Genomic DNA, 21,398 nt, shown 5'->3' with positions numbered 1-21,398 from the left:
TGGTTGAGAGAGATTTTCATCTGAAACAAATGGTAACTGTTCGGATTGGCTGTGCTGCCAGGGCGCGGATCTTTCACTGTGGATATCATCCTGGCTGATGATTACACCCTCGCCGTCTGATCGATTCCACTGGCTGCCTGCCAAAGCCCGCGCAACGTGGCCCGCAGTTCTGCAGGCCGTACGGGCTTGGTAAGGATAGCGATATCACGGTCGCGTAACTCGGCCTGGACGGCGTCCCTGTCGTGGCCAGTGAGGATCAATGCCGGCACCGCCTGGCCGCGCTTCAGGCGTAGTTGATCTATGCACTCGATGCCGGTGGCCTGGTCGCCCAGGTCGTAGTCGGCCACGATGACATCGCAATCGCTGTTCAGATGTTCACCACTCGAGGCCACCTGCACCGAACATCCCCAGCGCTCCAGTAGCGCCTGGGTAGCCAGCAGCACGTTGCGATCATCCTCGATCAGGCACACCCGCAGGCCCGTCAGCAGCCCGGCCCGCCGCGGGTCTTGGCGGTGGCCGCGTTGCGCCGGCGGGCTGGTCAACGGCATGCCGGAGAGGCAGACGGACGTGCCTCGGCCCAAACGCGAACGAATGACGACCTCCACGCCCATCAATTGCCCCAGGCGCTTGACGATCGAGAGCCCCAGGCCTACGCCCTCGATATCATTGTCGCGCCGCTGACGCACGCGATAGAACTCTTCGAATACCTTCGCCAGATCCGCCTGCGCAATCCCTCTGCCACAGTCGTGGATCATGATCGCCAGCGTGTCGCCGCGCCTGCGCACACCCATCAGCACCGGTTGCCCAGCGCCATATTTGAAGCAGTTGGACAGTACGTTCTGCACCATCGTGGAAAGCAGCGTGGCATCCACTCGAACCCAATGAGCACAGGGCCGCAAGCGTACTTCCACGCCCGCCCAGCGAGCCGCCTCGGCGTTCTGACGCACCAGATCGCTCAGTAGCTCCCCCAGATGCAGCGCCTGCAGCCTGGGCTGCACCCGATTATTGTCAAGGGTGTAGAGATCGAGAATTGATCGAAACAGCTGAGACACGTTAAGGAGCGAGCGATCGATGCTGTCCACCAGCCGCCGCTCGTTATCCTCCAGCTGCGCCTCACGCAAGCAGGCTGTAAACAGCCCTATGGAGTGGATTGGCTGGCGCAAGTCATGGCTGGCCTGGGCCAGGAAGCGCGATTTCTCTCGATTGGCAGCAGCAGCCTGCTCCAGCGCTTTGCGGGAACGCTCCAACAGCAAGTGGGCATAGCCTGGAATCACCACGCTGGTAATCATCAGCATCAACACCATGAAGGGTTGCGCTTGCCAGTAGGGCGTCAGGCGATAGATGACGCAAAGCGTCAACAATGCCAACCCCGTGGCAATGGCCAGATAGCGCGACCCGTAGCGCATGCCGTTGCCCAGGTTGACCCAGACGATCACGGCGTACAGCGCCAGCGCCGCCTCTCCCCCGACCACCAAGCCGAACGACGCCCCCGCGTAATCGTGAACCATGCCCAGCACGCGGCGCAGCGGATAATGCCCCGGCCAACGGACGATGACATAGCGAAAAGCCACCGACGCTATTAGAAATAATATGTAATAAAGAATAATCGGAAGATAGGTTTCTGCCTTGTGTTCAGGCAGAAACCCGAGCATGCCGACATATACAATCGCTACCAATGTCACGATGATTCGCAAGTTGGCCTGGTCGAGCTCTGCGCTCTTCTCGAATGCCATGAAGGCCTCCCGTTATTTTTAACGCATCTCTGCGGCCCTACTTACTGCCGCTCGGCGTCCCCACCTGACACCTCAGCTGAAAACAGCCTCAGGGAAGAAACAAATGCCATGTAAAATAATTATCGCTGACGATCATCCGCTGTTTCGCGAGGCCATGATGCGCACCGTGCAACGGCTGTTGCCTGAGGTAGAGGTGCAACAGGCCGGCGACTTTGAAAGTGTGCAAGCCATGCTTCAGGACGGGGAAGACATCGATACCTTGATTCTGGACCTGCGTTTTCCCGGCTTGACCTGCCTCGGTCACCTGACGCAACTGCGTCAACAGCTGCCCCGTACCTCGCTGATCGTGATGTCGATGGTGGACGATCCGGCGCTGATCGAAAGAATCATGGCGCTGGGCATCGACGGTTTTATCGGCAAGAACATTGCGACCGACGAGATCGGCGAGGCGTTACTGGCAATCCGCCAGGGCGAGGTGCTGGTCAAATTCGCCCCCTCCGGCCTGCTGCCATTGGAAACCAATGCGCTCACGCCCCGCCAGCAAGATGTGTTGCGACTGATTGCAGAGGGCAAGACCAACAAGGAAATTGCCAAGGCGCTGGAAATTTCGCCCTTCACCGTGCGCATTCACGTGTCATCGCTGCTGCGCAGTCTCAACGTAAAATCACGAGCGGCAGCAGCGGTGAAGTATTCGGCAATCGGAGGCTGAAGGGGCACCCCGCCGATCGCGGTCACTACTGGGGCACGCTGAAGCCCTGGACCACATCATGATCGAAAAAGATATTCAGGCTAAGCCCCTGCCTGGCAGGTGATCCGCCCGCCACGGTGCCCGCGTCATTCACTGCGACTTGCGCCTTGAACACTTGATACTGGGCACCCGAAATTTTCTGACTCATCTCCGGCGATACATAGCCTTGGGCGATGTGCACATATTTCTCGAGGCCTTCCTCGCTTTTTTCATAAGTCCAGGTGCTCTGCGCACTCAGATCAGAGCCGCCCCTTGTCGGCTTTCCAAAGAGCTCCAACACTTGGGCCTTGGTGGTTTTGCCCACAACGAGCGTTTTATTCAGATAATCCATATCATATTTTTTCGCGCCAACGCCGAAGGGATTCATATTCCCCATCAAATCGTTCGAGTTCGCACAACCGGTCAAAACAGCAACCAACAGGCACAGACCAACACCGCGACTAAACGTGTTTCCATATATTGCGGACATGAGCTTACCTTGCGTGTATTTTCAGCAGAGTTTTATATTTATACCGCCCAGAGTTTAGAGAGCGAGGGTTGGCTTCGCTATAGTGCAAGTGTTCTATAGCCCAATGCCATTGCTGTTGAAAACGCCAAAACCGAGAACCAAAAAGCCCGCAACTAAGCGGGCTTCAGGGTTGTTTGTGCTATTGGGTGCCGGACGATGCGGGACGCGGGATCACTCCCACTCAATCGTAGCCGGCGGCTTGCTCGACACATCATAAGTCACCCGCGAAATCCCTTCGATCTCGTTGATGATGCGGCCGCTCACCGTTTCCAGCAGCTCGTACGGCAGGTGCGCCCAGCGCGCGGTCATGAAGTCGATGGTTTCCACGGCACGCAGGGCCACGACCCAAGCGTAACGACGGCCATCACCGACCACCCCAACCGACTTGACCGGCTGGAACACCACGAAGGCCTGGCTGACTTTGTGGTACCAGTCGGCCTTGCGCAGTTCTTCGATGAAAATATGGTCGGCACGACGCAGCAGGTCGGCGTATTCCTTCTTCACTTCACCAAGGATGCGCACGCCAAGGCCCGGGCCTGGGAACGGGTGGCGGTAGACCATGTCGTACGGCAGGCCCAGCTCCAGGCCGAGGCGACGGACTTCGTCCTTGAACAGCTCGCGCAGCGGCTCGACCAGCTTGAGGTTCATCTCTTCAGGCAGGCCGCCGACGTTGTGGTGCGACTTGATCACATGGGCCTTGCCGCTCTTGGCGCCCGCCGATTCGATCACGTCCGGGTAGATGGTGCCCTGGGCCAGGTACTTGATGTTGTCCAGCTTGCTCGACTCGGCATCGAAGACGTCGATGAAGGTGCGGCCGATGATCTTGCGCTTCTTCTCCGGATCGGCTTCACCGGCCAAGTTGCCCAGGAACTGCTCCTCGGCGTTGGCGCGGATCACTTTGACGCCCATGTTCTCGGCGAACATGGCCATCACTTGCTCGCCTTCGTGCAGGCGCAGCAGGCCGTTGTCGACGAAGACGCAGGTCAACTGGTCGCCGATGGCACGGTGCAGCAAGGCCGCGACCACCGAAGAGTCGACGCCACCGGACAGGCCCAGCAGGACGTTGTCGGTACCGACCTGGGCGCGCACCTGGGCGATGGCGTCTTCAGCGATTTTCGACGGCGTCCACAGCGCTTCGCAGCCGCAGATATCGAGGATGAAGCGCGACAGGATGCGACCGCCCTGCTTGGTGTGGGTCACTTCCGGGTGGAACTGCACGCCGTAGTAACGACGATCGTCGTTGAACATGCCGGCGATCGGGCAGCTGGGGGTGCTGGCCAGAATGTGGAAGTCTTCTGGCAGCTTGGTGACCTTGTCACCGTGGCTCATCCACACGTCGAGGCCGAACAGGCCGTCAGCGTCGATATGGTCTTCGATACCGTCCAGCAGGCGGCTCTTGCCGACCACGTCGACGCGAGCATAGCCGAATTCACGCAGATCGGAACCTTCGACCTTGCCGCCCAGTTGCTCGGCCATGGTCTGCATGCCGTAGCAGATGCCGAACACCGGCACACCCAGGTCGAACACCGCCTGCGGGCAACGCGGGCTGTCGGCCTCGTGGACGGACTCGGGGCCGCCGGCGAGGATGACGCCCTTGGGCGCGAAATCGCGGATCGCCTCATCGTCCATGTCGAAAGGATGCAGTTCGCAGTAGACGCCGATTTCGCGCACGCGGCGGGCGATCAGCTGGGTGTACTGGGAACCGAAGTCGAGGATCAGGATGCGGTGGGCGTGAATGTCGAGGGCCATGACTCATTCTCGTCTGTAATCAGAAACGACACGGGGCTGTCAGAAACAGCCCCGGTTAAAATTCATCATCGCGCGCCGGAGTTAGCCGGCACGCGATCACTATCAACCTACGCGATAGTTTGGAGCTTCCTTGGTGATCTGCACGTCGTGGACGTGAGATTCAGCCATGCCGGCGCCGGTGATGCGCACGAACTCGGGCTTGGTGCGCATTTGCGCAATGTCGGCACTACCGGTGTAGCCCATGGACGAACGCAGGCCACCCATCAGCTGATGGATGATCGCAGCCAGCGAGCCTTTGTAGGCGACGCGGCCTTCGATGCCTTCCGGCACCAGTTTTTCGGCGCCTTCCGAGGAGTCCTGGAAGTAACGGTCCGAAGAACCCTGCGCCTGGGACATGGCGCCCAGCGAGCCCATGCCGCGGTAAGCCTTGTACGAACGGCCCTGGAACAGCTCGATCTCGCCCGGTGCTTCTTCAGTACCGGCGAACATCGAGCCCATCATCACGCAGTAGGCACCGGCGACGATGGCCTTGGACAGGTCACCGGAGAAGCGGATGCCGCCGTCGGCGATCAGTGGCACACCGCTGCCTTCGAGCGCGGCGGCGACGTTGGCGATGGCGCTGATTTGCGGCACGCCCACACCGGCAACGATACGGGTGGTGCAGATCGAGCCAGGGCCGATACCGACCTTGACGGCGTCAGCGCCGGCTTCAACCAAAGCCTTGGCCGCAGCGCCGGTAGCGATGTTGCCGCCGATGACCTGGACGTCCGGGAAGTTCTGCTTGACCCAGCGAACGCGGTCGATCACGCCCTTGGAGTGACCGTGAGCGGTATCGACGACGATCACGTCGACGCCCGCATGGACCAGCGCAGTGACGCGCTCGCCGGTGTCTTTGCCGGTACCGACAGCGGCGCCGACCCGCAGACGTGCCTGGTCATCCTTGCTGGCCAGCGGGTAGGCCTTGGCCTTTTCGATGTCCTTGACGGTCATCATGCCCTTGAGCTGGAAGCTGGCGTCGACGATCAGGACCTTTTCGAGGCGGTGCTTGTGCAGCAGCTCGCGCACCTCGGCCTTGTCGGCGCCTTCACGGACGGTGACCAGACGCTCTTTGGGGGTCATGACTTCGCGGACGGGGACGTCCAGGCGGTTCTCGAAACGCACGTCACGGGAGGTGACGATGCCGACCAGGTCGCCATCGTGCAGCACCGGTACGCCGGAAATGTTGTGCAGGCGGGTCAGTTCGAACAGGTCACGAACCGTGGCGTCGGCCTCGATGGTGATCGGGTCCTTGACCACGCCGGCCTCGAACTTCTTGACCTTGCGGACTTCCGCGGCCTGTTGTTCGATGGTCATGTTCTTGTGAATGATGCCGATGCCACCTTCCTGTGCCATGGCAATGGCCAGACGGGCTTCGGTGACGGTGTCCATCGCAGCTGAAACCAGAGGGATGTTCAGCTCGATGCCACGGGTCAATCGGGTCTTGAGACTGACTTCGTTAGGCAGTACTTCGGAATAACCGGGCACGAGAAGAATGTCGTCGAAGGTCAGTGCTTCTTGGCTGATACGCAGCATCGCGGGAGCTCCCGGGAGGGAAAAATGGAAGCGCGCCATTGTACCTATACATGCTGATGGATGAAAGGCAAACCTTCGTGGCAACGCCATTTACTGGCAGGTGTGGCCTCAGCTGTCACGCAGAATCACCGAGACGTTGGCCACGGGCTGATCGAGCCAATCGGCGAACTCGTCGACGAACGCTTGCTGCAACCCTGCCGCCTGCCAGTTATTGAAGATGAAGCCTAGATTGGAAAAGGCACAGGGTTGCAGAAACAGGAAACCATTTATGTCGTCTTCATGGCCGCATTCGGGGCAGGTGAAGTTGTCCGTGTAGCCCGGCATCCAGTCTTCCAGGCTGTCGAACAGCGCTTCGCCGATCTCGCGCCGGCATTCGGCGCAGCCCGCCTCGTGAAGAAATCCGACGTCCGGGGTGAAGATGCAGCGCTCGGTGACCACTTCCAGGCCGTTGATCGCGTCGCCATACGGCAACAGCTCAGGTTTGAGCGCGATGTTGCGGGCACCCGGACCGATCGCGTAGGCCATGCGATTGCCGCTGCGCCCGCAGGTGCTGAGCGCTTCCTCGATAATTTCCTTGCGCACCAGCCAGCGCAGAATCGCCCGTGCCTTGGGTTCGTGAACCGGGACAGTGGAGAGACGCGGGACGATGATGCTTTGGGTGTTCATGCAGCGGCAGGCCTGAAGGTGAAAGACAGCTGCTCATGATACCACCGCAGTTCGCTGTAGCGAGGGCGCTTGCTCCCGACTATGTCAGCCACATCGACGGCGCCGGAACTACGCGATTGGGGGCGAGCCCCCTCGCTACAGTCAAGGCAACCCTTTATGATGCCCGACATGATTAAAGATCCCTTTGCCAGACTCGGTCTGGACCGCGAAGTGCTTACCGTCAGCCAGCTCAACGGCCGCGCCCGGGTGCTGCTCGAGGACGTGTTCAGCAATATCTGGGTCGAAGGCGAAATCTCCAACCTCGCGCGCCCGGCCTCCGGGCACGTTTACTTCACCCTCAAGGACAGCGGCGCGCAAGTGCGTTGCGCCTTGTTTCGGCAGAACGCCGCCAAGGTGCGCCAGGCGCTGAAAGACGGCCTGGCGGTCAAGGTGCGCGGCAAGGTCTCGCTGTTCGAAGGCCGCGGCGACTATCAATTGATCCTCGACACGGTCGAGCCGGCCGGTGATGGCGCCCTGCGCCAGGCGTTCGAAGCGCTCAAGGAAAAACTCGGTGCCGAGGGGCTGTTCAGCACCGAGCGCAAGGTTGCCCTGCCCGCCCATCCGCGGCGCATCGGCATCGTCAGCTCGCCCACCGGCGCGGTGATTCGCGACATCATCAGCGTATTCCGCCGCCGTGCACCGCAGGTCGAGCTGACGCTGATCCCCACCGCCGTGCAAGGCCGCGAAGCCGTCAATCAGATCGTCCGCGCCCTCAAGCTGGCCGACAGCCGCGGCTTCGACGCGATCATCCTCGCCCGAGGCGGCGGCTCGCTGGAAGACCTCTGGTGCTTCAACGAAGAAGCCGTGGCCCGCGCCATCGACGCCTGCGTAACGCCGATCGTCAGCGCGGTGGGCCACGAGACCGATGTGTCGATCAGTGACTTCGTCGCCGACGTCCGAGCCCCGACGCCCTCCGCCGCCGCCGAGCTGCTGGCGCCGGACATGAGCGACCTGCAACGCCGCATCGACAACCTGCAGCGTCGGCTGGTATTGCGCATGCGCAATCAGTTGGCGCACCACAGCCTGCGCCTTGAGGGCCTGACCCGGCGCCTGCGTCATCCAGGCGAGCGTCTGCGCCAGCAGGCTCAGCGTCTGGACGACCTGGACATGCGCCTGCGCCGCGCGTTCGAGCAGCGCCTCGCGCAACCCCGCCAGCGCTTGGCCCATCTCGATGCGCGCCTGGCCACCCAGCACCCAGGTCGCGCCTTGGCGCTGCTCAAGCAACGCTTGGTCGGCCTTGACACGCTGATGCGCCGCGCCATGGAGCAACGCCTCAAGCGTGACCAGGAACGTCTGATGGCCGTGGATCAACGTTTGCCAAAGGCTATCACCGCCACGCTCAAAGACCGACGCCAGCAGTTGCAGGCACAGATGCAGACCTTGCACGTCGTCAGCCCGCTGGCGACCCTTGGCCGCGGCTACAGCATTCTGCTGGACGAGCACGGCCAGGCCATCCGCAGCGCCGAACAGACCCGCACTGGCCAGCGCCTCACTGCCCGCCTGGGCGAAGGCGAACTCGACGTGCGGGTCGAAGACAACCACCTGACACCCGTGACTCTGTCACTTCTGGACTGAACCATGCGCCTGCTTGCCGTGCTGTTGCTGTGCCTTTCGTCCGCGGTCCAGGCCGACAGCTATATCACTCGCCTGCTGGACAAACCGGTGCCGGGGGGAGTCGCCGTGGTCGATCTGGGCCCCGCCGCCGCGGCGCCCAAAGCCTTCATAGACGGCAAGCCGGTGCTGGTGATCAAGGAGCAGGACAACTGGCGCGCCATCGTCGGCCTGGCGCTGACGGTCAAGCCGGGCAGCCAGACGCTTAGCGTGCAGTCCGCCAGCGGCACCCGCCAAGTGCCCTTCAAGGTTGCCAGCAAGCAATATCCCGAGCAGCGCATCACCCTGAAGAACAAACGCCAGGTCAACCCCGAGCCGCAGGACCTGACCCGCATCAATCAGGAACTGGCGATCCAGACCACCGCCTACCGCAGCTTCAGTCCCGGCACACCGAGCAACCTGCTACTGGACAAACCGGTCAACGGGCCTTTATCGAGTCGCTTCGGGGTACGCCGTTTCTTCAATGGCGAAGAGCGCAACCCCCACGCCGGCCTGGACTTCGCCGTCCCGGCGGGCACACCGATCAAGACGCCGGCCGCCGGTAAGGTGATTCTGCTGGGGGATTACTTCTTCAATGGCAACACGGTGTTCGTCGACCATGGCCAGGGCTTCATCAGCATGTTCTGCCATATGTCGAAGATCGACGTGCGGCTCGGCCAGGTCCTGCCCCGCGGCGCCGTAGTCGGGCGAGTCGGTTCGACGGGACGAGCAACGGGCCCGCATATGCACTGGAATGTCAGCCTGAATGACGCCCGGGTCGATCCGGCGATTTTCATCGGCGCGTTTCAGCCCTAGATCGGCAGCCGGTTGTTTGGCCGCAGCGATTGCGCGATCAAAAACAGCCCGGCAATCGAAATCGAAAACCGACCGCTTCGGCGAGATAAAAAACCAATAAAAATCGATTGAAGGCAACTTCTACCAATTTTTCTCACGCCCTTGCCATCTTTCCCCTCAATGGTTAGGGTTGATCTCATGAATAACGCAAACACCCACATTCTGCTCCGCCAACACAGCAGCCTTTGTCTGGTCAGCGCCCGACTGCCAGGCTGAATCGCGTCGCCTCGCCCTTCTTCTTCATCTTATTTTCGGCAGGCCCTTTCCATCGGCCGCATTCAAAGGATTTTCGCCATGAGCATGCTCAAAGACCCTTCGCAGAAGTACCGCGCCTTCGCCACCGTCGACATCGCCGACCGCACCTGGCCATCGAAGACCATCACCAGCGCGCCGATCTGGTGCAGCTCCGACCTGCGCGACGGCAACCAGTCGCTGATCGAGCCAATGGACGCCGAGAAAAAACTGCGCTTCTGGAAGACTCTGGTCAGCGTCGGCGTCAAGGAAATCGAAGCGGCCTTCCCGTCCGCCTCGCAAACCGATTTCGACTTCGTGCGTACCCTGATCGAAGAAGGCCACATCCCGGACGACACCACCATTCAGGTGCTGACCCAGGCCCGTGAAGACCTGATCGCGCGCACTTTCGAATCCCTGCGCGGCGCCAAGAAAGCCATCGTTCACCTGTACAACGCCACCTCCCCGTCGTTCCGCAAGATCGTCTTCAACCAGGACAAGGCCGGCGTCAAGGAGATCGCCGTGAGCGCGGCCAAGCTGTTCGTCAAATACGCCGCCCAGCAGCGAGAAACCCAGTGGACCTTCCAGTACTCGCCGGAAACTTTCAGCGCCACCGAGCTGGATTTCGCCGTTGAAGTCTGTGACGCGGTGATCGAAGTCTGGAACCCGACGCCCGCCAACAAGGTGATCCTCAACCTGCCGGCCACCGTTGAAGTGTCGACCCCGAACATCTATGCCGACCAGATCGAGTGGTTCGGTCGTCACGTGTCGCGCCGGGACAGCGTGCTGATCAGCCTGCACACCCACAACGACCGTGGCACCGGCGTCGCCGCTACCGAACTGGGCCTGATGGCCGGCGCCGATCGCGTCGAAGGCTGCCTGTTCGGCAACGGCGAGCGCACCGGCAACGTCGACCTGGTGACCCTGGGCCTGAACCTCTACACCCAGGGCGTCAACCCGCAGCTGGACTTCTCCGATATCGACGGCGTGCGCAAAGTGGTCGAAGAGTGCAACCAGATTCCGGTGCACCCACGTCATCCTTATGTTGGCGACCTGGTGCACACTGCGTTCTCCGGCTCGCACCAGGATGCGATCCGCAAGGGCTTCACCCAGCAGAAAGACGGCACCCTGTGGGAAGTGCCGTACCTGCCGATCGATCCGGCGGACATCGGCCGCAGCTACGAGGCGGTGATCCGCGTCAACAGCCAGTCGGGCAAGGGCGGCATCACTTATCTGCTCGAACAGGAATACGGCATCAGCCTGCCACGCCGCATGCAGATCGAATTCAGCCAGGTCGTGCAGGGTGAAACCGACCGCCTGGGCCTGGAGATGACCGCTCAGCAGATCTACGGCCTGTTGCGCAAGGAATACCTGCAAGCCAACACCCCGTACGCGCTGATCAGCCACAAGCTGCAGGAAGAGAACGGCAACAGCGCGGTCGACGTCGAAGTGCACAGCGATGGCGAGACTCAGCACTGGCGCGGCAAGGGCAACGGCGCCCTGGAAGCCCTGGTCGCCGGCCTGCCGATCTCGGTCGAGATCATGGACTACAACGAGCATGCCATCGGCGCAGGCACCAACGCCAAGGCTGCGGCCTACATCGAACTGCGCGTGGCGGGTGAGCGCCCGGTGCATGGCATCGGTATCGACGAGAACATCACCACGGCGAGTTTCAAGGCACTGTTCAGCGCCCTGAACCGCTCGCTGAGCCAGCAGGAAGCAAAAGCCGCTTGATGCTTTGAGCCACAAGAAACCGGCCCACGTGGCCGGTTTTTTTGTGCCGATGCAATTGCAATGACACAGGGGGCAGCCCCTGTAGCGAGGGGGCTTGCCCCCGATGGCGATCCGTCAGGTACAACAGCGTGGCCGGTGGATTTTCGGGGGCAAGCCCCCTCGCTACAGGGGTTATTCCAGCGTGAAGTGGTCCGCATCCCGATACGCCGGAAAGCGCTCGCGATAAGCGGCCAGATCTGCAGCGCTCAAGGTCGCTCGCACGACACCGTCCAGCTCCCCGGCGCACAGCAGGGTTTCACCCTGGAAGTCCAGCACCTGACTGTCGCCGGTATAGGCGAAGCCTTTGCCATCCGTGCCCACGCGATTCACTGCGGCCACATAGCACAGGTTCTCGATCGCCCGCGCCGGCAGCAGCCGATTCCAGTGCAAGCGTCGCGCTCCCGGCCAGTTGGCGGTATAGACCAACAGGTCGGTGGTCTCGGCGTCGCGACTCCACACCGGAAAGCGCAGGTCGTAGCAAATCAGCGGGCGCACCCGCCAGCCCTTGACCTCGAACACCGCCTGCTCCGAGCCTGCGGTGTAGTGGGCGTGCTCATCGGCCATGCGGAACAGATGGCGCTTGTCGTAATGGCGCAACTGGCCATCGGGTTGTGCCCACAACAAGCGGTTACGGTAGCTGCCGTCGGCCGCCTGGATGATCACGCTGCCCGTGATCACGGCAGCGAATTTTTCTGCCTGTGCCAGCAGCCACTTGCTAGTGGGCCCCTGCTCTGGCTCGGCCTGCCCGGCCGAGTCCATGGAAAAGCCCGTGGTGAACATCTCCGGGAGGATAATCAGGTCAGCCCCCCGCGCCTGCTCCAGCAGCTCGTCGAAGTGCTGCAGATTGGCCGTGCGGTCGTGCCAGGCCAGGGTGGTCTGCACCAAGGCGATGTCGAGGTTGGGTCGGTTCGTCAGATCGCGCATAGTTTCAAGGCTGCTGCTCGCAGCGTCTCCTCGCGTTTGGCGAAGCACAGGCGCACCAAGCGCTGCTCCGGTATCGGCGTTTGATAGAACACCGACACCGGAATAGTCGCCACGCCGTGCTCCTTGGTCATCCATAACGCCATATCGACGTCGTTCAGGTCGGGGCGGATTTGCGAGTAATCGACCAACTGGAAGTAGGTACCGCCCACTCGATCAAAGGTGAAGCGCGAATTGCCCAGCAGATCGCAGAACAGATCGCGCTTGGCCTGGTAGAACGCCGGCAACTCTTCCACGTGTTGCGGCGCTGCGGCCATGTAGTCGGCCAGCGCATATTGCAGCGGCGTCACGCCGCAGAAACTGACGTACTGATGAATCTTGCGCAGCTCGGCAGTCAGTGCCGGCGGTGCCACCACGTAACCGGTTTTCCAGCCGGTGACATGATAGGTCTTGCCGAACGAGCTGACCACGAAGGCACGCTGGAACAGCGCGTCATGGGTCAGCACACTGATGTGCCTGGCATCATCGTAGACCAGGTGTTCGTAGACTTCGTCGCTGACCAGGTAGATGTCCCGGTCGGCGATCAACGCCGCCAACAGATCCAGATCGGCGCCGCTGAGCAGGGCACCGCTGGGATTGTGCGGGCTGTTGAGGATGATCATGCGCGTGCGCGGGCTGATCGCATCGGTCAGCGCCTGCCAATCGATGCCGAAGCCATTGGCACTCAGTTGCACGTGCACGCAGCGCCCGCCAGCCAGATGCACCGAGGGCTCGTAGCTGTCGTAGCAGGGATCGAAGACGATCACCTCGTCACCCGCCTGCACCACCGCCTGAATCGCGCAGAAGATCGCCTGGGTAGCGCCGGGGGTAATGGTGATTTCGCGCTCGGCATCAACGCTCACGCCATAGCAGCGGGCGATCTTGATCGCGACCTGCTCGCGCAAGGCGGCCAGCCCGGTCATGGGCGAGTACTGGTTGTGGCCATTGGCGACGTGGTACGCCACGGCATCGCGCAGGCCTTGAGGGCCGTCGAAATCGGGGAAGCCTTGAGAAAGATTGATCGCCCCGGTCTGTGCTGCGAGCTGGGACATGGTAGTGAAGATGGTGGTGCCGACACTCGGCAACTTGCTGCTGATCATGGGCCTGTTCCTGCTGCACGACGGTCCGGCAATGGCGCGGGGTAGAGCGGCAGGATAGCAGAACATATCGCCCGATGTGGCGAGGGGGCTGGCCCCCAATTGCGGTGAGTCTGCAGCAACTGATGTGGCTGGTAGACCGCGATCGGGGGCAAGCCCCCTCGCTACAGGGACGGCGGGAATCAGCGCTTGTCGCGGCGCTTCTTGTCGGCCTTTTTGTGGTGCGACATCAAGCGGCGCTTCTTGTTGACCTGGCGGTCGGTCAGCGTGTTCTTGTTGGCTTCGTAAGGGTTGTCGCCGCCTTTGAACTCGATGCGGATCGGCGTACCGACCAGCTTCAGCACACGACGGTAGGTGTTTTCCAGGTAACGCACGTACGAGTTGGGGACCTTCTCGACCTGGTTGCCGTGGATCACGATCAGCGGCGGGTTGGCGCCCCCCAGGTGGGCATAGCGCAGCTTGATGCGACGGCTGTTGACCATCGGCGGCTGGTGCTCCTGCACCGCATCTTCGAGAATCTGGGTCAGGCGGCTGGTCGGCCAGCGAGTGATCGCCGACTTGAACGACGCCTGCACCGAGGCGTAGAGGTTACCCACGCCGGTACCGTGCAGCGCCGAAATGAAGTGGATATCGGCGAAGTCGACGAAGAACAACCGGCGCTCCAGCTCGGTCTTCACGTAGTCGCGCTCGCTCGGCTGCATGCCATCCCACTTGTTCAGGGCGATGACGATGGCGCGACCGGCTTCGAGGGCGAAGCCCAGCAGGTTGAGGTCATGGTCGACCACACCTTCGCGGGCATCCATGACGAAGATCACCACGTTGGCGTCCTTGATCGCCTGCAGCGTCTTGACCACCGAGAACTTCTCGACCTCCTCGTGGATCTTGCCGCGCTTGCGCACCCCGGCAGTGTCGATGAAGGTGTACTTCTCATCGTTGCGCTCGAACGGGATGTAGATACTGTCGCGGGTAGTGCCGGGCTGGTCGTAGACGATGACCCGATCTTCACCGAGCATACGGTTGACCAGAGTCGACTTGCCGACGTTCGGGCGGCCGATGATGGCGATCTTGATGCCATCCTTCTCGCTCGGGCCAGGAATACGTACGGCCTCTTCGCCTTCCTGCACTTCACCGTTGAAGTCTTCTTCGACGTCACGGGGGAATTCGCCGAGGGCGGCTTCCAGCAAGGCGTTGATACCACGGCCCTGAGCACCGGCCACCGGGATGGCGTCGCCCATGCCCAGCGGGGCGAATTCGGCGCGGGCCAGTTCCGGATCGACACTGTCGACCTTGTTGGCCACCAGCAACGAGCGCTTGTTACGCTTGCGCAGGTGCTCGCCGATCATCTGGTCGGCAGCGGTGAAACCGGCACGGGCGTCCACCAGGAACAGCACCACATCGGCTTCTTCGATGGCCAGCAGCGACTGCTCGGCCATTTTCTCGTCCATGCCGTGCTCGTCACCAGAAATACCACCGGTGTCGACCAGGATGTAGGAACGCCCTTGCCAGCGCGCCTCACCGTATTGGCGATCACGGGTCAGGCCAGAGAGATCACCGACAATAGCGTCGCGGCTCTTGGTCAGGCGGTTGAACATGGTGGACTTGCCGACGTTCGGTCGACCCACCAGGGCGATTACGGGAACCATGCGGCTCTCCACTTCGTTAATTCAGAAAATACAAAAGCCGCTGCAGGGCAGCGGCCGGAATTCGGAGCGGCACGGTAGGTGCCGCAAGCCCCAGCAGATGGGGCTCCTTGAGGCCATACCTTGACCTCAAGCATAGACGCAACTCAGTGCTTGATGGTCAGCGCCTCGAGCTTGCCGCTGTTGCCAAACACGTAGATTGTGTCGCCGACCACCAGCGGACGCGCGCGCAGGCCGTCGCTGTCGATGCGGATACGGCCGACGAAGCGCCCGTCGACCTGGCTGAGCAGGTGCAGGTAACCTTCCATGTCGCCGACAGCCACGTAGCTGGAGAACACTTCGGGCGCCGACAGCTGGCGGCGAGCCAGTTTATCGTTGCTCCACAAGGCTGTGGTGCTGCGCTCATCGACACCTTCGACCGTACCGCTGGCCAGTGCCACGTAGACGTTGCCAAAGCCCTCGGCGACACCGGCATAGCTCGAGGCATCACGCTGCCAGAGCACACGCCCGGAGTCCAGGTCGAGCCCGGCCATGCGCCCCTGATAGCTGGTCACATACAGGGTGCTGCCCGACAGCAACAGGCCGCCGTCGATATCGACTACACGCTCGAGCTCAGAGCGACCCTGAGGTACGGCGACCGGGGTTTCCCAGACCGGCACGCCGTTCTGAGTATCCAGGCCGACGACCTTGCCGTTGGACAGGCCAGCGATCGCCAGGCGGCTGGTCACCAGCGGAGCACCGGTGCCACGCAGGGTCAGGACTGCCGGGGTGCTGTCGTACATCCAGCGCTGAGTGCCGGTGGCGGCGTCGATACCGAAGACCTTGTCGTCCTGGGTCTGCACGACCACCAGGTCACCGTTGGTGGCCGGCGGCGCGAGTACTTCGCTGGAGACGCGAGCGCGCCACTTTTCTTCACCGTTGCTGGCGTCCAGCGCGATGACTTCACCGGCGATGGTACCGATCATCACCAGGCCAGAGCCCACGCCCACAGCGCCGGAGACCGGCAGCTTGAGTTTCTTTTTCCAGTTGACGTCGCCAGTGGCGCGGTTCAGCGAGAAGACCTCGCCGTTCACGTCGGCGGCGTAGATAGTGCCACCGTCAACCGCTGGTACCAGCATGTTGTAGGTTTCGCCCTGGCCATCGCCGATTGAGGTGCTCCACTGCTTCTGCAACACGACTTCTTCTTTGAAATCGGTGAGTTCGGCCGGTGGCAGTTCTTTTTTGCTGTTGCTGCTGCAACCCGCGGCCAGAATGGCCAGAGCCAGCAATGCTGCATGTTTCCAACGAATCACGTCACGCATCCCCTTTGGCCAGGTCGTCCAGCTTGATTTGCAGGCTACCGACCGCAGCGTCGTCAGACAGTGCAGCCTTGGCCTTCTGATAGGCAGTAAACGCTTCGTCACCACGACCCAGCTGAACCAGCAGGTCGCCACGCAGTTCTTCACGGGCAGCCACGAACGCTTTGTCAGCGTCGCCGTCGAGCAGTTTCAGGCCGTCGGCGGCCTTGTTCTGCGCACCCAGCACCTGGGCCAGACGTTGACGCGCGACCTCGCCCAGCGTCGGGTTGAACGGCTTGTCTACGATGGCGCGCAGTTCGGCCGCAGCGTCGTCGAGCTTGCCGTTGTCCACGGCCACCTTGGCGACGAACAGACTGCCGTACTGGGCATAGGCCGTACCGCCGAAATCGGTCTTGAGCTTGTTGGACAGGTCGGCCACCTGAGCGGTGTCCGGCTTGCCGCTCGGGTTCAGCGTGGTTTCCAGCAGTTGCTGATACAGATTCGAAGCACCCTGGGCCTGATTGGTCTGGTACTTGTGCCAGGCCTGCCAGCCAAATACCACCACCAGTGCCAACAGGCCGCCGGTGACCAAGGGTTTGCCATTACGCTGCCACCAGTCTTTCAACTCAGTGAGCTGTTCATCTTCAGTACCTGACACCCCAATACTCCTATTTCGCAAATTCGGCGGTTTGAACCCGCTTCAACCCTGAGCGACCTGAGTCGCCAGATGCTCGGCGAGAGCATCCCAGGCAATGTTTTGTTGTTCGCCCTGGCCACGCAGCGGCTTGACGCCAACGGTCTGCGCGGCCATCTCGTCGTCACCCAGGATCAGCGCGTAGAGGGCGCCACTCTTGTCGGCTTTCTTGAACTGGCTCTTGAAACTGCCGGCACCGGCATTGACCTGCAGGCGCAACGACGGCAAGGCATCACGCAGACGCTCGCTGAGCGCCAGCCCGGCCAGCTCGGCGGCCTCACCGAAGGCGCAGAGATAGACGTCGACCTGACGGGCGATGGACTCCGGCACCTTGTCGAGGGTTTCAAGCAACAGGATCAGCCGCTCGATGCCCATGGCGAAACCTACGCCAGGGGTCGGCTTGCCGCCCATCTGCTCGACCAGACCATCGTAACGCCCCCCGGCGCAGACAGTCCCCTGAGCGCCAAGCTTGTCGGTGACCCATTCGAACACGGTCTTGCTGTAGTAATCGAGGCCACGCACCAGTTTGGGGTTGATCACGTAGGGAATGCCCACCGCATCGAGACGCGCCTTGAGGCCCTCGAAGTGCGTACGTGAATCGTCGTCCAGGTAATCGGCCAGCTGCGGTGCGCCGACCAGGGCGGCCTGGGTATTGGCGTCCTTGGTATCGAGTACGCGCAGCGGGTTGGTCTTCAGACGGCGCTGGCTGTCTTCGTCGAGTTGATCGATACGTGCGGTAAGGAACTCCACCAACGCTTCGCGATAACGACCGCGGGACTCGCTGGTGCCCAGGCTGTTGAGTTCGAGGGTGACCGCATCGCGGATACCCAGGGCAGCCCACAGGCGCCAGGTGAGGACGATCAGCTCGGCGTCGATGTCCGGACCGTCGAGGTTGAACACCTCCAGCCCGATCTGGTGAAACTGGCGGTAGCGACCTTTCTGCGGGCGCTCGTGGCGGAACATCGGGCCGATGTACCAGAGTTTCTGCACCTGGCCACCACCGGTGATGCCATGCTCCAGCGCCGCGCGTACGCACGCGGCGGTGCCTTCAGGGCGCAAGGTGAGGGAGTCACCGTTGCGGTCTTCGAAGGTGTACATCTCTTTTTCGACGATGTCGGTGACTTCGCCGATAGAGCGTTTGAACAACTCGGTGAACTCGACGATCGGCATGCGGATCTGCCGATAGCCATAGTTGTCCAGCAAACCGGCCACGGTGCCTTCGAAGTAGCGCCACAGCGGCGTCTGCTCGGGCAGGATGTCGTTCATGCCACGAATGGCTTGCAGAGACTTACTCACAAAAAATCCTTAGCGATACGTATCAACAGGCCCGATCAGCTGCGCAAGATCAGCGCGGCATCGGCTTCGACCTTTTCGGCCGCCTTCTGGCGAATGAGCCTTTCGAGCTCTTCGACCAGGTTGTCATTGGTCAACTTCTGCGACGGCTTGCCGTCAATGTAAATCAGGTTGGGCGTGCCGCCGGTCAACCCGACATGGGCTTCCTTGGCTTCGCCCGGGCCGTTGACGACACAACCGATCACCGCGACATCCAGCGGTACCAGCAGGTCCTCGAGGCGGCCCTCGAGCTCGTTCATGGTCTTGACCACGTCGAAGTTCTGCCGCGAGCAGCTCGGGCAGGCAATAAAGTTGATGCCACGCGAGCGCAGACGCAGGGACTTGAGGATGTCGAAACCGACCTTGACCTCTTCCACTGGGTCCGCTGCCAGCGAGATGCGGATAGTATCGCCAATTCCGTCGGCCAGCAGCATACCCAGGCCGACGGCAGATTTCACCGTGCCTGAGCGCAAACCACCGGCTTCAGTGATGCCCAGGTGCAACGGCTGGACGATCTGCTTGGCCAGCAGGCGATAGGCGTCGACGGCCATGAACACGTCGGACGCCTTGACGCTGACCTTGAAGTCCTGGAAATCCAGGCGATCGAGGTGCTCGACATGGCGCAGAGCGGACTCCACCAGCGCCTCGGGCGTCGGCTCGCCGTATTTCTTCTGCAGGTCCTTTTCCAGCGAGCCGGCGTTGACGCCGATACGGATCGGGATACCGCGGTCGCGGGCGGCATCGACCACGGCGCGCACGCGGTCTTCACGACCGATGTTGCCCGGGTTGATGCGCAGGCAATCGACGCCCAGTTCGGCCACGCGCAGCGCGATCTTGTAATCGAAATGGATGTCCGCCACCAGCGGCACCGTGGTCAGCAGCTTGATGCGCCCGAACGCCTCTGCGGCGTCCATGTCAGGTACCGAGATGCGCACGATGTCGGCGCCGGCGTCCTGCAGTCGCTTGACCTGCGCAACCGTGGCAGCCACGTCGTTGGTGTCGGTGTTGGTCATGCTCTGGACGGCGATAGGCGCGTCGCCACCGACCGGAACCGAGCCAACCCAGATTTTGCGAGATACGCGACGCTTGATAGGTGATTCGCCGTGCATGATTTATTGCCCCAGTTTCAGGCGTGCAGTTTGCCCGGAGGTGTATTTGGCGACGTCCACGGCTTCACCGTTGTAGGTGATCTGAGCGCCTTTGGCGAAGCCCAGGCGCACGGCGAACGGCGGCTTGCCGCTCAGCTCGAGGGTGTCGCCGGTACGCTTGAGGCCGCTGACCAGCACCTTGCCGGTGCCGTCGGTGACTTGCGTCCAGCAGTCGGCCACGAATTGGATATTGACCTGCCCCGCTCCGGCTACCGGTGCTTCGGCAGCCGGTGCGACCGGCGACGATGGCGCGAAAGGCGTGTTCGCCGGCGGCACGTGAGTGGCTGGTGCCGGGGTGGCGGCGGTAGGCGCCGTGGCAGGCGCATGAGTGGTCGGATTGAGCGGCAGCGCGGACCCTGTAGCCGGCGTCGTTGGCGCAGCGGCAGTTGCCTGGCTGGCCGGCGAGGCGGGGGTGCCGGTAGTGGCTGGATCGACCGGAGGCACGCCTTGCGGCAGTGTCAGGGTATTTGCCTGACCGGGCGTGACGGTCGGCTTGGCAGCCTGTGTTTCGGGCTCGTCGATCGGGTGCACGCGCGTAGTACCGTCGGCGCCCTCCACTTCCACATGATCGATGGCCGCTGCAGTTTGATCCTTGCCGCGCTGGCCAGCCTGATCCTGCCACCAGAGGAAACCACCGCCGATCACCAGGATCAGCAACAGCAGGCTGACGATACGCAGAATGTTGTGCGACAGGCGCACGGGCTCTTCGATACGGCCCAGACCATGGACGTTGCTGCCCTGGGCGTTGGTACCGGTGGCCTGGTCGAAGGCCTGCACCAGCGGGGTCTGGTCCATGCCGAACAGCTTGGCGTAGGCGCGGATATAACCGCGGGCAAAGGTGTGGCCCGGCAGCTTGTCGAAAGCGCCGTTCTCAAGGTTGTTGAGAGAGGTCACCGTCAGATTCAGCCTGACCGCCACATCGCTTTGCGACCAGCCCTTGTCTTCACGGGCCTGACGCAAGACTTCACCGGGGTGGGCGAAAGTGCCTGCTACAACTTCGGGATGCGCCGCTTTCATCTTTGCTCCGACAGGTATTGCTGATATTCCGGGGTACCGGGGTAGAGTCTTCTCAACTGCAGGGCAAAACTGGCCGCCTTGTCCTTGTCATCGAAAATCTTCGCCAGACGCATGCCCAACAACAGGCTGCGTGCATTTTGCTCGCTGAGCTGAGTGAACCGCTCATAGTAGCCGCGAGCAGGAACATATTGCTGGGTGTCATATGAAATTTCTGCCAATTCCAGCAACGCCCGGGGTTGATCGGGATTCAGGCGCAAGGCCTTGACCAGGCTCTCTTCGGCCTCGGTACGATTGCCCAGGGCTAGCGCGGTCAGGCCGATGTTCTCGAACACCCGCGAGCGCTCAGGATACAGAGGATCGCCCGCGGCTTTCTGGAACATTGCATAAGCGTCCTGATAACGCTTTTGTTCGTACAGAAAGCTGCCGTAGTTGTTGAGGATGCGAGCATCGCCGTCGCTTTTGGAGATGGCCTTGCGAAAGTGCGTCTCGGCCAGCTCGTTCTCGCCCTCGCTCTGGAACACCAGGGCCAGCGCGGCATTGGCGTCGGGGTCGCTGGAGTCCAGTTCCAGCGCACTGCGCAACGGCACCTTGGCGCGCTCGGCCTGGCCTTCCTGCAAGTATCCGATGCCCAGCTGCACATATGCCTTGCGTGCGTCGTCACGGCCCTTCTGGGTAGTCATCGGATTGACTTTGCCGGTGGTTACGCAACCGGCCAACAGGCTGACAACGACAAACAACAGCGCAGCGCGCAGGGACATGGAGTTCCTCT

18 protein-coding genes are annotated in these 21,398 nt (G+C 61.9%); 4 read left to right on the top strand and 14 right to left on the bottom strand.

Annotated elements, in window-relative coordinates; genetic code table 11:
* Positions 1–101 precede the first annotated feature (101 nt).
* Positions 102–1,733: a hybrid sensor histidine kinase/response regulator gene (locus AC3WJP_RS25400; RefSeq protein ID WP_493723613.1), complete on the bottom strand. Its 1,632-nt coding sequence runs from the start codon at positions 1,731–1,733 to the stop codon at positions 102–104.
* A 103-nt stretch (positions 1,734–1,836) separates the two neighbouring features.
* On the opposite strand from AC3WJP_RS25400, the gene AC3WJP_RS25395 reads away from it, so the two are divergent.
* Positions 1,837–2,442 (top strand): LuxR C-terminal-related transcriptional regulator, encoded by a 606-nt coding sequence (locus tag AC3WJP_RS25395; protein WP_493723612.1) that lies wholly within the window; start codon positions 1,837–1,839, stop codon positions 2,440–2,442.
* A 25-nt stretch (positions 2,443–2,467) separates the two neighbouring features.
* Here the strand turns inward: AC3WJP_RS25395 and AC3WJP_RS25390 are convergent, their stop codons facing one another.
* From AC3WJP_RS25390 to AC3WJP_RS25375, 4 genes are all read right to left on the bottom strand, one after another.
* Positions 2,468–2,950: a hypothetical protein gene (locus tag AC3WJP_RS25390; protein ID WP_493723611.1), complete on the bottom strand. Its 483-nt coding sequence runs from the start codon at positions 2,948–2,950 to the stop codon at positions 2,468–2,470.
* 210 nt (positions 2,951–3,160) lie between these two features.
* On the bottom strand, positions 3,161–4,738 hold the full coding sequence (guaA, locus tag AC3WJP_RS25385; RefSeq protein ID WP_493723610.1) for a glutamine-hydrolyzing GMP synthase: 1,578 nt from the start codon (positions 4,736–4,738) through the stop codon (positions 3,161–3,163).
* A gap of 102 nt (positions 4,739–4,840) precedes the next feature.
* On the bottom strand, positions 4,841–6,310 hold the full coding sequence (gene guaB / locus AC3WJP_RS25380) for an IMP dehydrogenase (protein WP_493723609.1): 1,470 nt from the start codon (positions 6,308–6,310) through the stop codon (positions 4,841–4,843).
* 108 nt (positions 6,311–6,418) lie between these two features.
* Complete coding sequence (locus AC3WJP_RS25375; RefSeq protein ID WP_493723608.1) at positions 6,419–6,976, bottom strand: sugar ABC transporter ATPase; 558 nt, start codon at positions 6,974–6,976, stop codon at positions 6,419–6,421.
* Between the two features lie 168 nt (positions 6,977–7,144).
* Between AC3WJP_RS25375 and xseA the strand changes: the two genes are divergently transcribed.
* The 3 genes from xseA (at position 7,145) to leuA (ending at position 11,425) form a co-directional block, all read left to right on the top strand.
* Entirely contained in the window at positions 7,145–8,590 is a 1,446-nt protein-coding gene (xseA, locus tag AC3WJP_RS25370) for an exodeoxyribonuclease VII large subunit (RefSeq protein ID WP_493723607.1), read from the top strand.
* A 3-nt stretch (positions 8,591–8,593) separates the two neighbouring features.
* Positions 8,594–9,421: a peptidoglycan DD-metalloendopeptidase family protein gene (locus AC3WJP_RS25365; protein WP_493723606.1), complete on the top strand. Its 828-nt coding sequence runs from the start codon at positions 8,594–8,596 to the stop codon at positions 9,419–9,421.
* Positions 9,422–9,754: 333 nt separating this feature from the next.
* Entirely contained in the window at positions 9,755–11,425 is a 1,671-nt protein-coding gene (gene leuA, locus AC3WJP_RS25360; protein WP_493723605.1) for a 2-isopropylmalate synthase, read from the top strand.
* A gap of 171 nt (positions 11,426–11,596) precedes the next feature.
* On the opposite strand, the gene AC3WJP_RS25355 is transcribed toward leuA, so the two are convergent.
* From AC3WJP_RS25355 to pilW, 9 genes are all read right to left on the bottom strand, one after another.
* Complete coding sequence (locus tag AC3WJP_RS25355) at positions 11,597–12,388, bottom strand: amidohydrolase (protein WP_493723604.1); 792 nt, start codon at positions 12,386–12,388, stop codon at positions 11,597–11,599.
* Complete coding sequence (locus AC3WJP_RS25350) at positions 12,376–13,524, bottom strand: pyridoxal phosphate-dependent aminotransferase (protein WP_493723603.1); 1,149 nt, start codon at positions 13,522–13,524, stop codon at positions 12,376–12,378. The genes AC3WJP_RS25355 and AC3WJP_RS25350 overlap by 13 nt, the downstream gene beginning before the upstream one ends.
* 179 nt (positions 13,525–13,703) lie before the next feature.
* The gene (der, locus tag AC3WJP_RS25345) at positions 13,704–15,164 is read right to left on the bottom strand and encodes a ribosome biogenesis GTPase Der (RefSeq protein WP_493723602.1); all 1,461 of its coding nucleotides are present in this window, start codon (positions 15,162–15,164) and stop codon (positions 13,704–13,706) included.
* Between the two features lie 143 nt (positions 15,165–15,307).
* The gene (gene bamB / locus AC3WJP_RS25340) at positions 15,308–16,462 is read right to left on the bottom strand and encodes an outer membrane protein assembly factor BamB (RefSeq protein ID WP_493723601.1); all 1,155 of its coding nucleotides are present in this window, start codon (positions 16,460–16,462) and stop codon (positions 15,308–15,310) included.
* Positions 16,455–17,096 carry a YfgM family protein gene (locus AC3WJP_RS25335; RefSeq protein ID WP_493723600.1) on the bottom strand — a complete coding sequence of 214 codons (642 nt, stop codon included), beginning with the start codon at positions 17,094–17,096 and terminating at the stop codon, positions 16,455–16,457. Before AC3WJP_RS25335 ends, bamB begins: the two co-directional genes overlap by 8 nt.
* Before the next feature lie 42 nt (positions 17,097–17,138).
* The gene (gene hisS, locus AC3WJP_RS25330) at positions 17,139–18,428 is read right to left on the bottom strand and encodes a histidine--tRNA ligase (RefSeq protein ID WP_493723599.1); all 1,290 of its coding nucleotides are present in this window, start codon (positions 18,426–18,428) and stop codon (positions 17,139–17,141) included.
* 35 nt (positions 18,429–18,463) lie between these two features.
* Complete coding sequence (gene ispG / locus AC3WJP_RS25325) at positions 18,464–19,573, bottom strand: flavodoxin-dependent (E)-4-hydroxy-3-methylbut-2-enyl-diphosphate synthase (protein ID WP_493723598.1); 1,110 nt, start codon at positions 19,571–19,573, stop codon at positions 18,464–18,466.
* 3 nt (positions 19,574–19,576) lie between these two features.
* Positions 19,577–20,629, bottom strand: coding sequence for a RodZ domain-containing protein (locus AC3WJP_RS25320; protein ID WP_493723597.1), 1,053 nt, complete (start codon positions 20,627–20,629; stop codon positions 19,577–19,579).
* The gene (gene pilW, locus AC3WJP_RS25315) at positions 20,626–21,387 is read right to left on the bottom strand and encodes a type IV pilus biogenesis/stability protein PilW (RefSeq protein WP_493723596.1); all 762 of its coding nucleotides are present in this window, start codon (positions 21,385–21,387) and stop codon (positions 20,626–20,628) included. The genes AC3WJP_RS25320 and pilW overlap by 4 nt, the downstream gene beginning before the upstream one ends.
* Positions 21,388–21,398 lie beyond the last annotated feature (11 nt).

This window comes from Pseudomonas sp. GW821-FHT01A09 (assembly GCF_058986725.1).
The sequence above is the reverse complement of the archived record's forward strand: the minus strand, read 5'-3'. Positions and strand labels throughout refer to the sequence as shown.

Coding starts and splice junctions, on each gene's coding strand:
- AC3WJP_RS25400 (WP_493723613.1), bottom strand. CDS start 1,733: ATGGCATTCGAGAAGAGCGCAGAGCTCGACCAGGCCAACTTGCGAATC.
- AC3WJP_RS25395 (WP_493723612.1), top strand. CDS start 1,837: ATGCCATGTAAAATAATTATCGCTGACGATCATCCGCTGTTTCGCGAG.
- AC3WJP_RS25390 (WP_493723611.1), bottom strand. CDS start 2,950: ATGTCCGCAATATATGGAAACACGTTTAGTCGCGGTGTTGGTCTGTGC.
- guaA (WP_493723610.1), bottom strand. CDS start 4,738: ATGGCCCTCGACATTCACGCCCACCGCATCCTGATCCTCGACTTCGGT.
- guaB (WP_493723609.1), bottom strand. CDS start 6,310: ATGCTGCGTATCAGCCAAGAAGCACTGACCTTCGACGACATTCTTCTC.
- AC3WJP_RS25375 (WP_493723608.1), bottom strand. CDS start 6,976: ATGAACACCCAAAGCATCATCGTCCCGCGTCTCTCCACTGTCCCGGTT.
- xseA (WP_493723607.1), top strand. CDS start 7,145: ATGATTAAAGATCCCTTTGCCAGACTCGGTCTGGACCGCGAAGTGCTT.
- AC3WJP_RS25365 (WP_493723606.1), top strand. CDS start 8,594: ATGCGCCTGCTTGCCGTGCTGTTGCTGTGCCTTTCGTCCGCGGTCCAG.
- leuA (WP_493723605.1), top strand. CDS start 9,755: ATGAGCATGCTCAAAGACCCTTCGCAGAAGTACCGCGCCTTCGCCACC.
- AC3WJP_RS25355 (WP_493723604.1), bottom strand. CDS start 12,388: ATGCGCGATCTGACGAACCGACCCAACCTCGACATCGCCTTGGTGCAG.
- AC3WJP_RS25350 (WP_493723603.1), bottom strand. CDS start 13,524: ATGATCAGCAGCAAGTTGCCGAGTGTCGGCACCACCATCTTCACTACC.
- der (WP_493723602.1), bottom strand. CDS start 15,164: ATGGTTCCCGTAATCGCCCTGGTGGGTCGACCGAACGTCGGCAAGTCC.
- bamB (WP_493723601.1), bottom strand. CDS start 16,462: ATGCGTGACGTGATTCGTTGGAAACATGCAGCATTGCTGGCTCTGGCC.
- ispG (WP_493723598.1), bottom strand. CDS start 19,573: ATGCACGGCGAATCACCTATCAAGCGTCGCGTATCTCGCAAAATCTGG.
- AC3WJP_RS25320 (WP_493723597.1), bottom strand. CDS start 20,629: ATGAAAGCGGCGCATCCCGAAGTTGTAGCAGGCACTTTCGCCCACCCC.
- pilW (WP_493723596.1), bottom strand. CDS start 21,387: ATGTCCCTGCGCGCTGCGCTGTTGTTTGTCGTTGTCAGCCTGTTGGCC.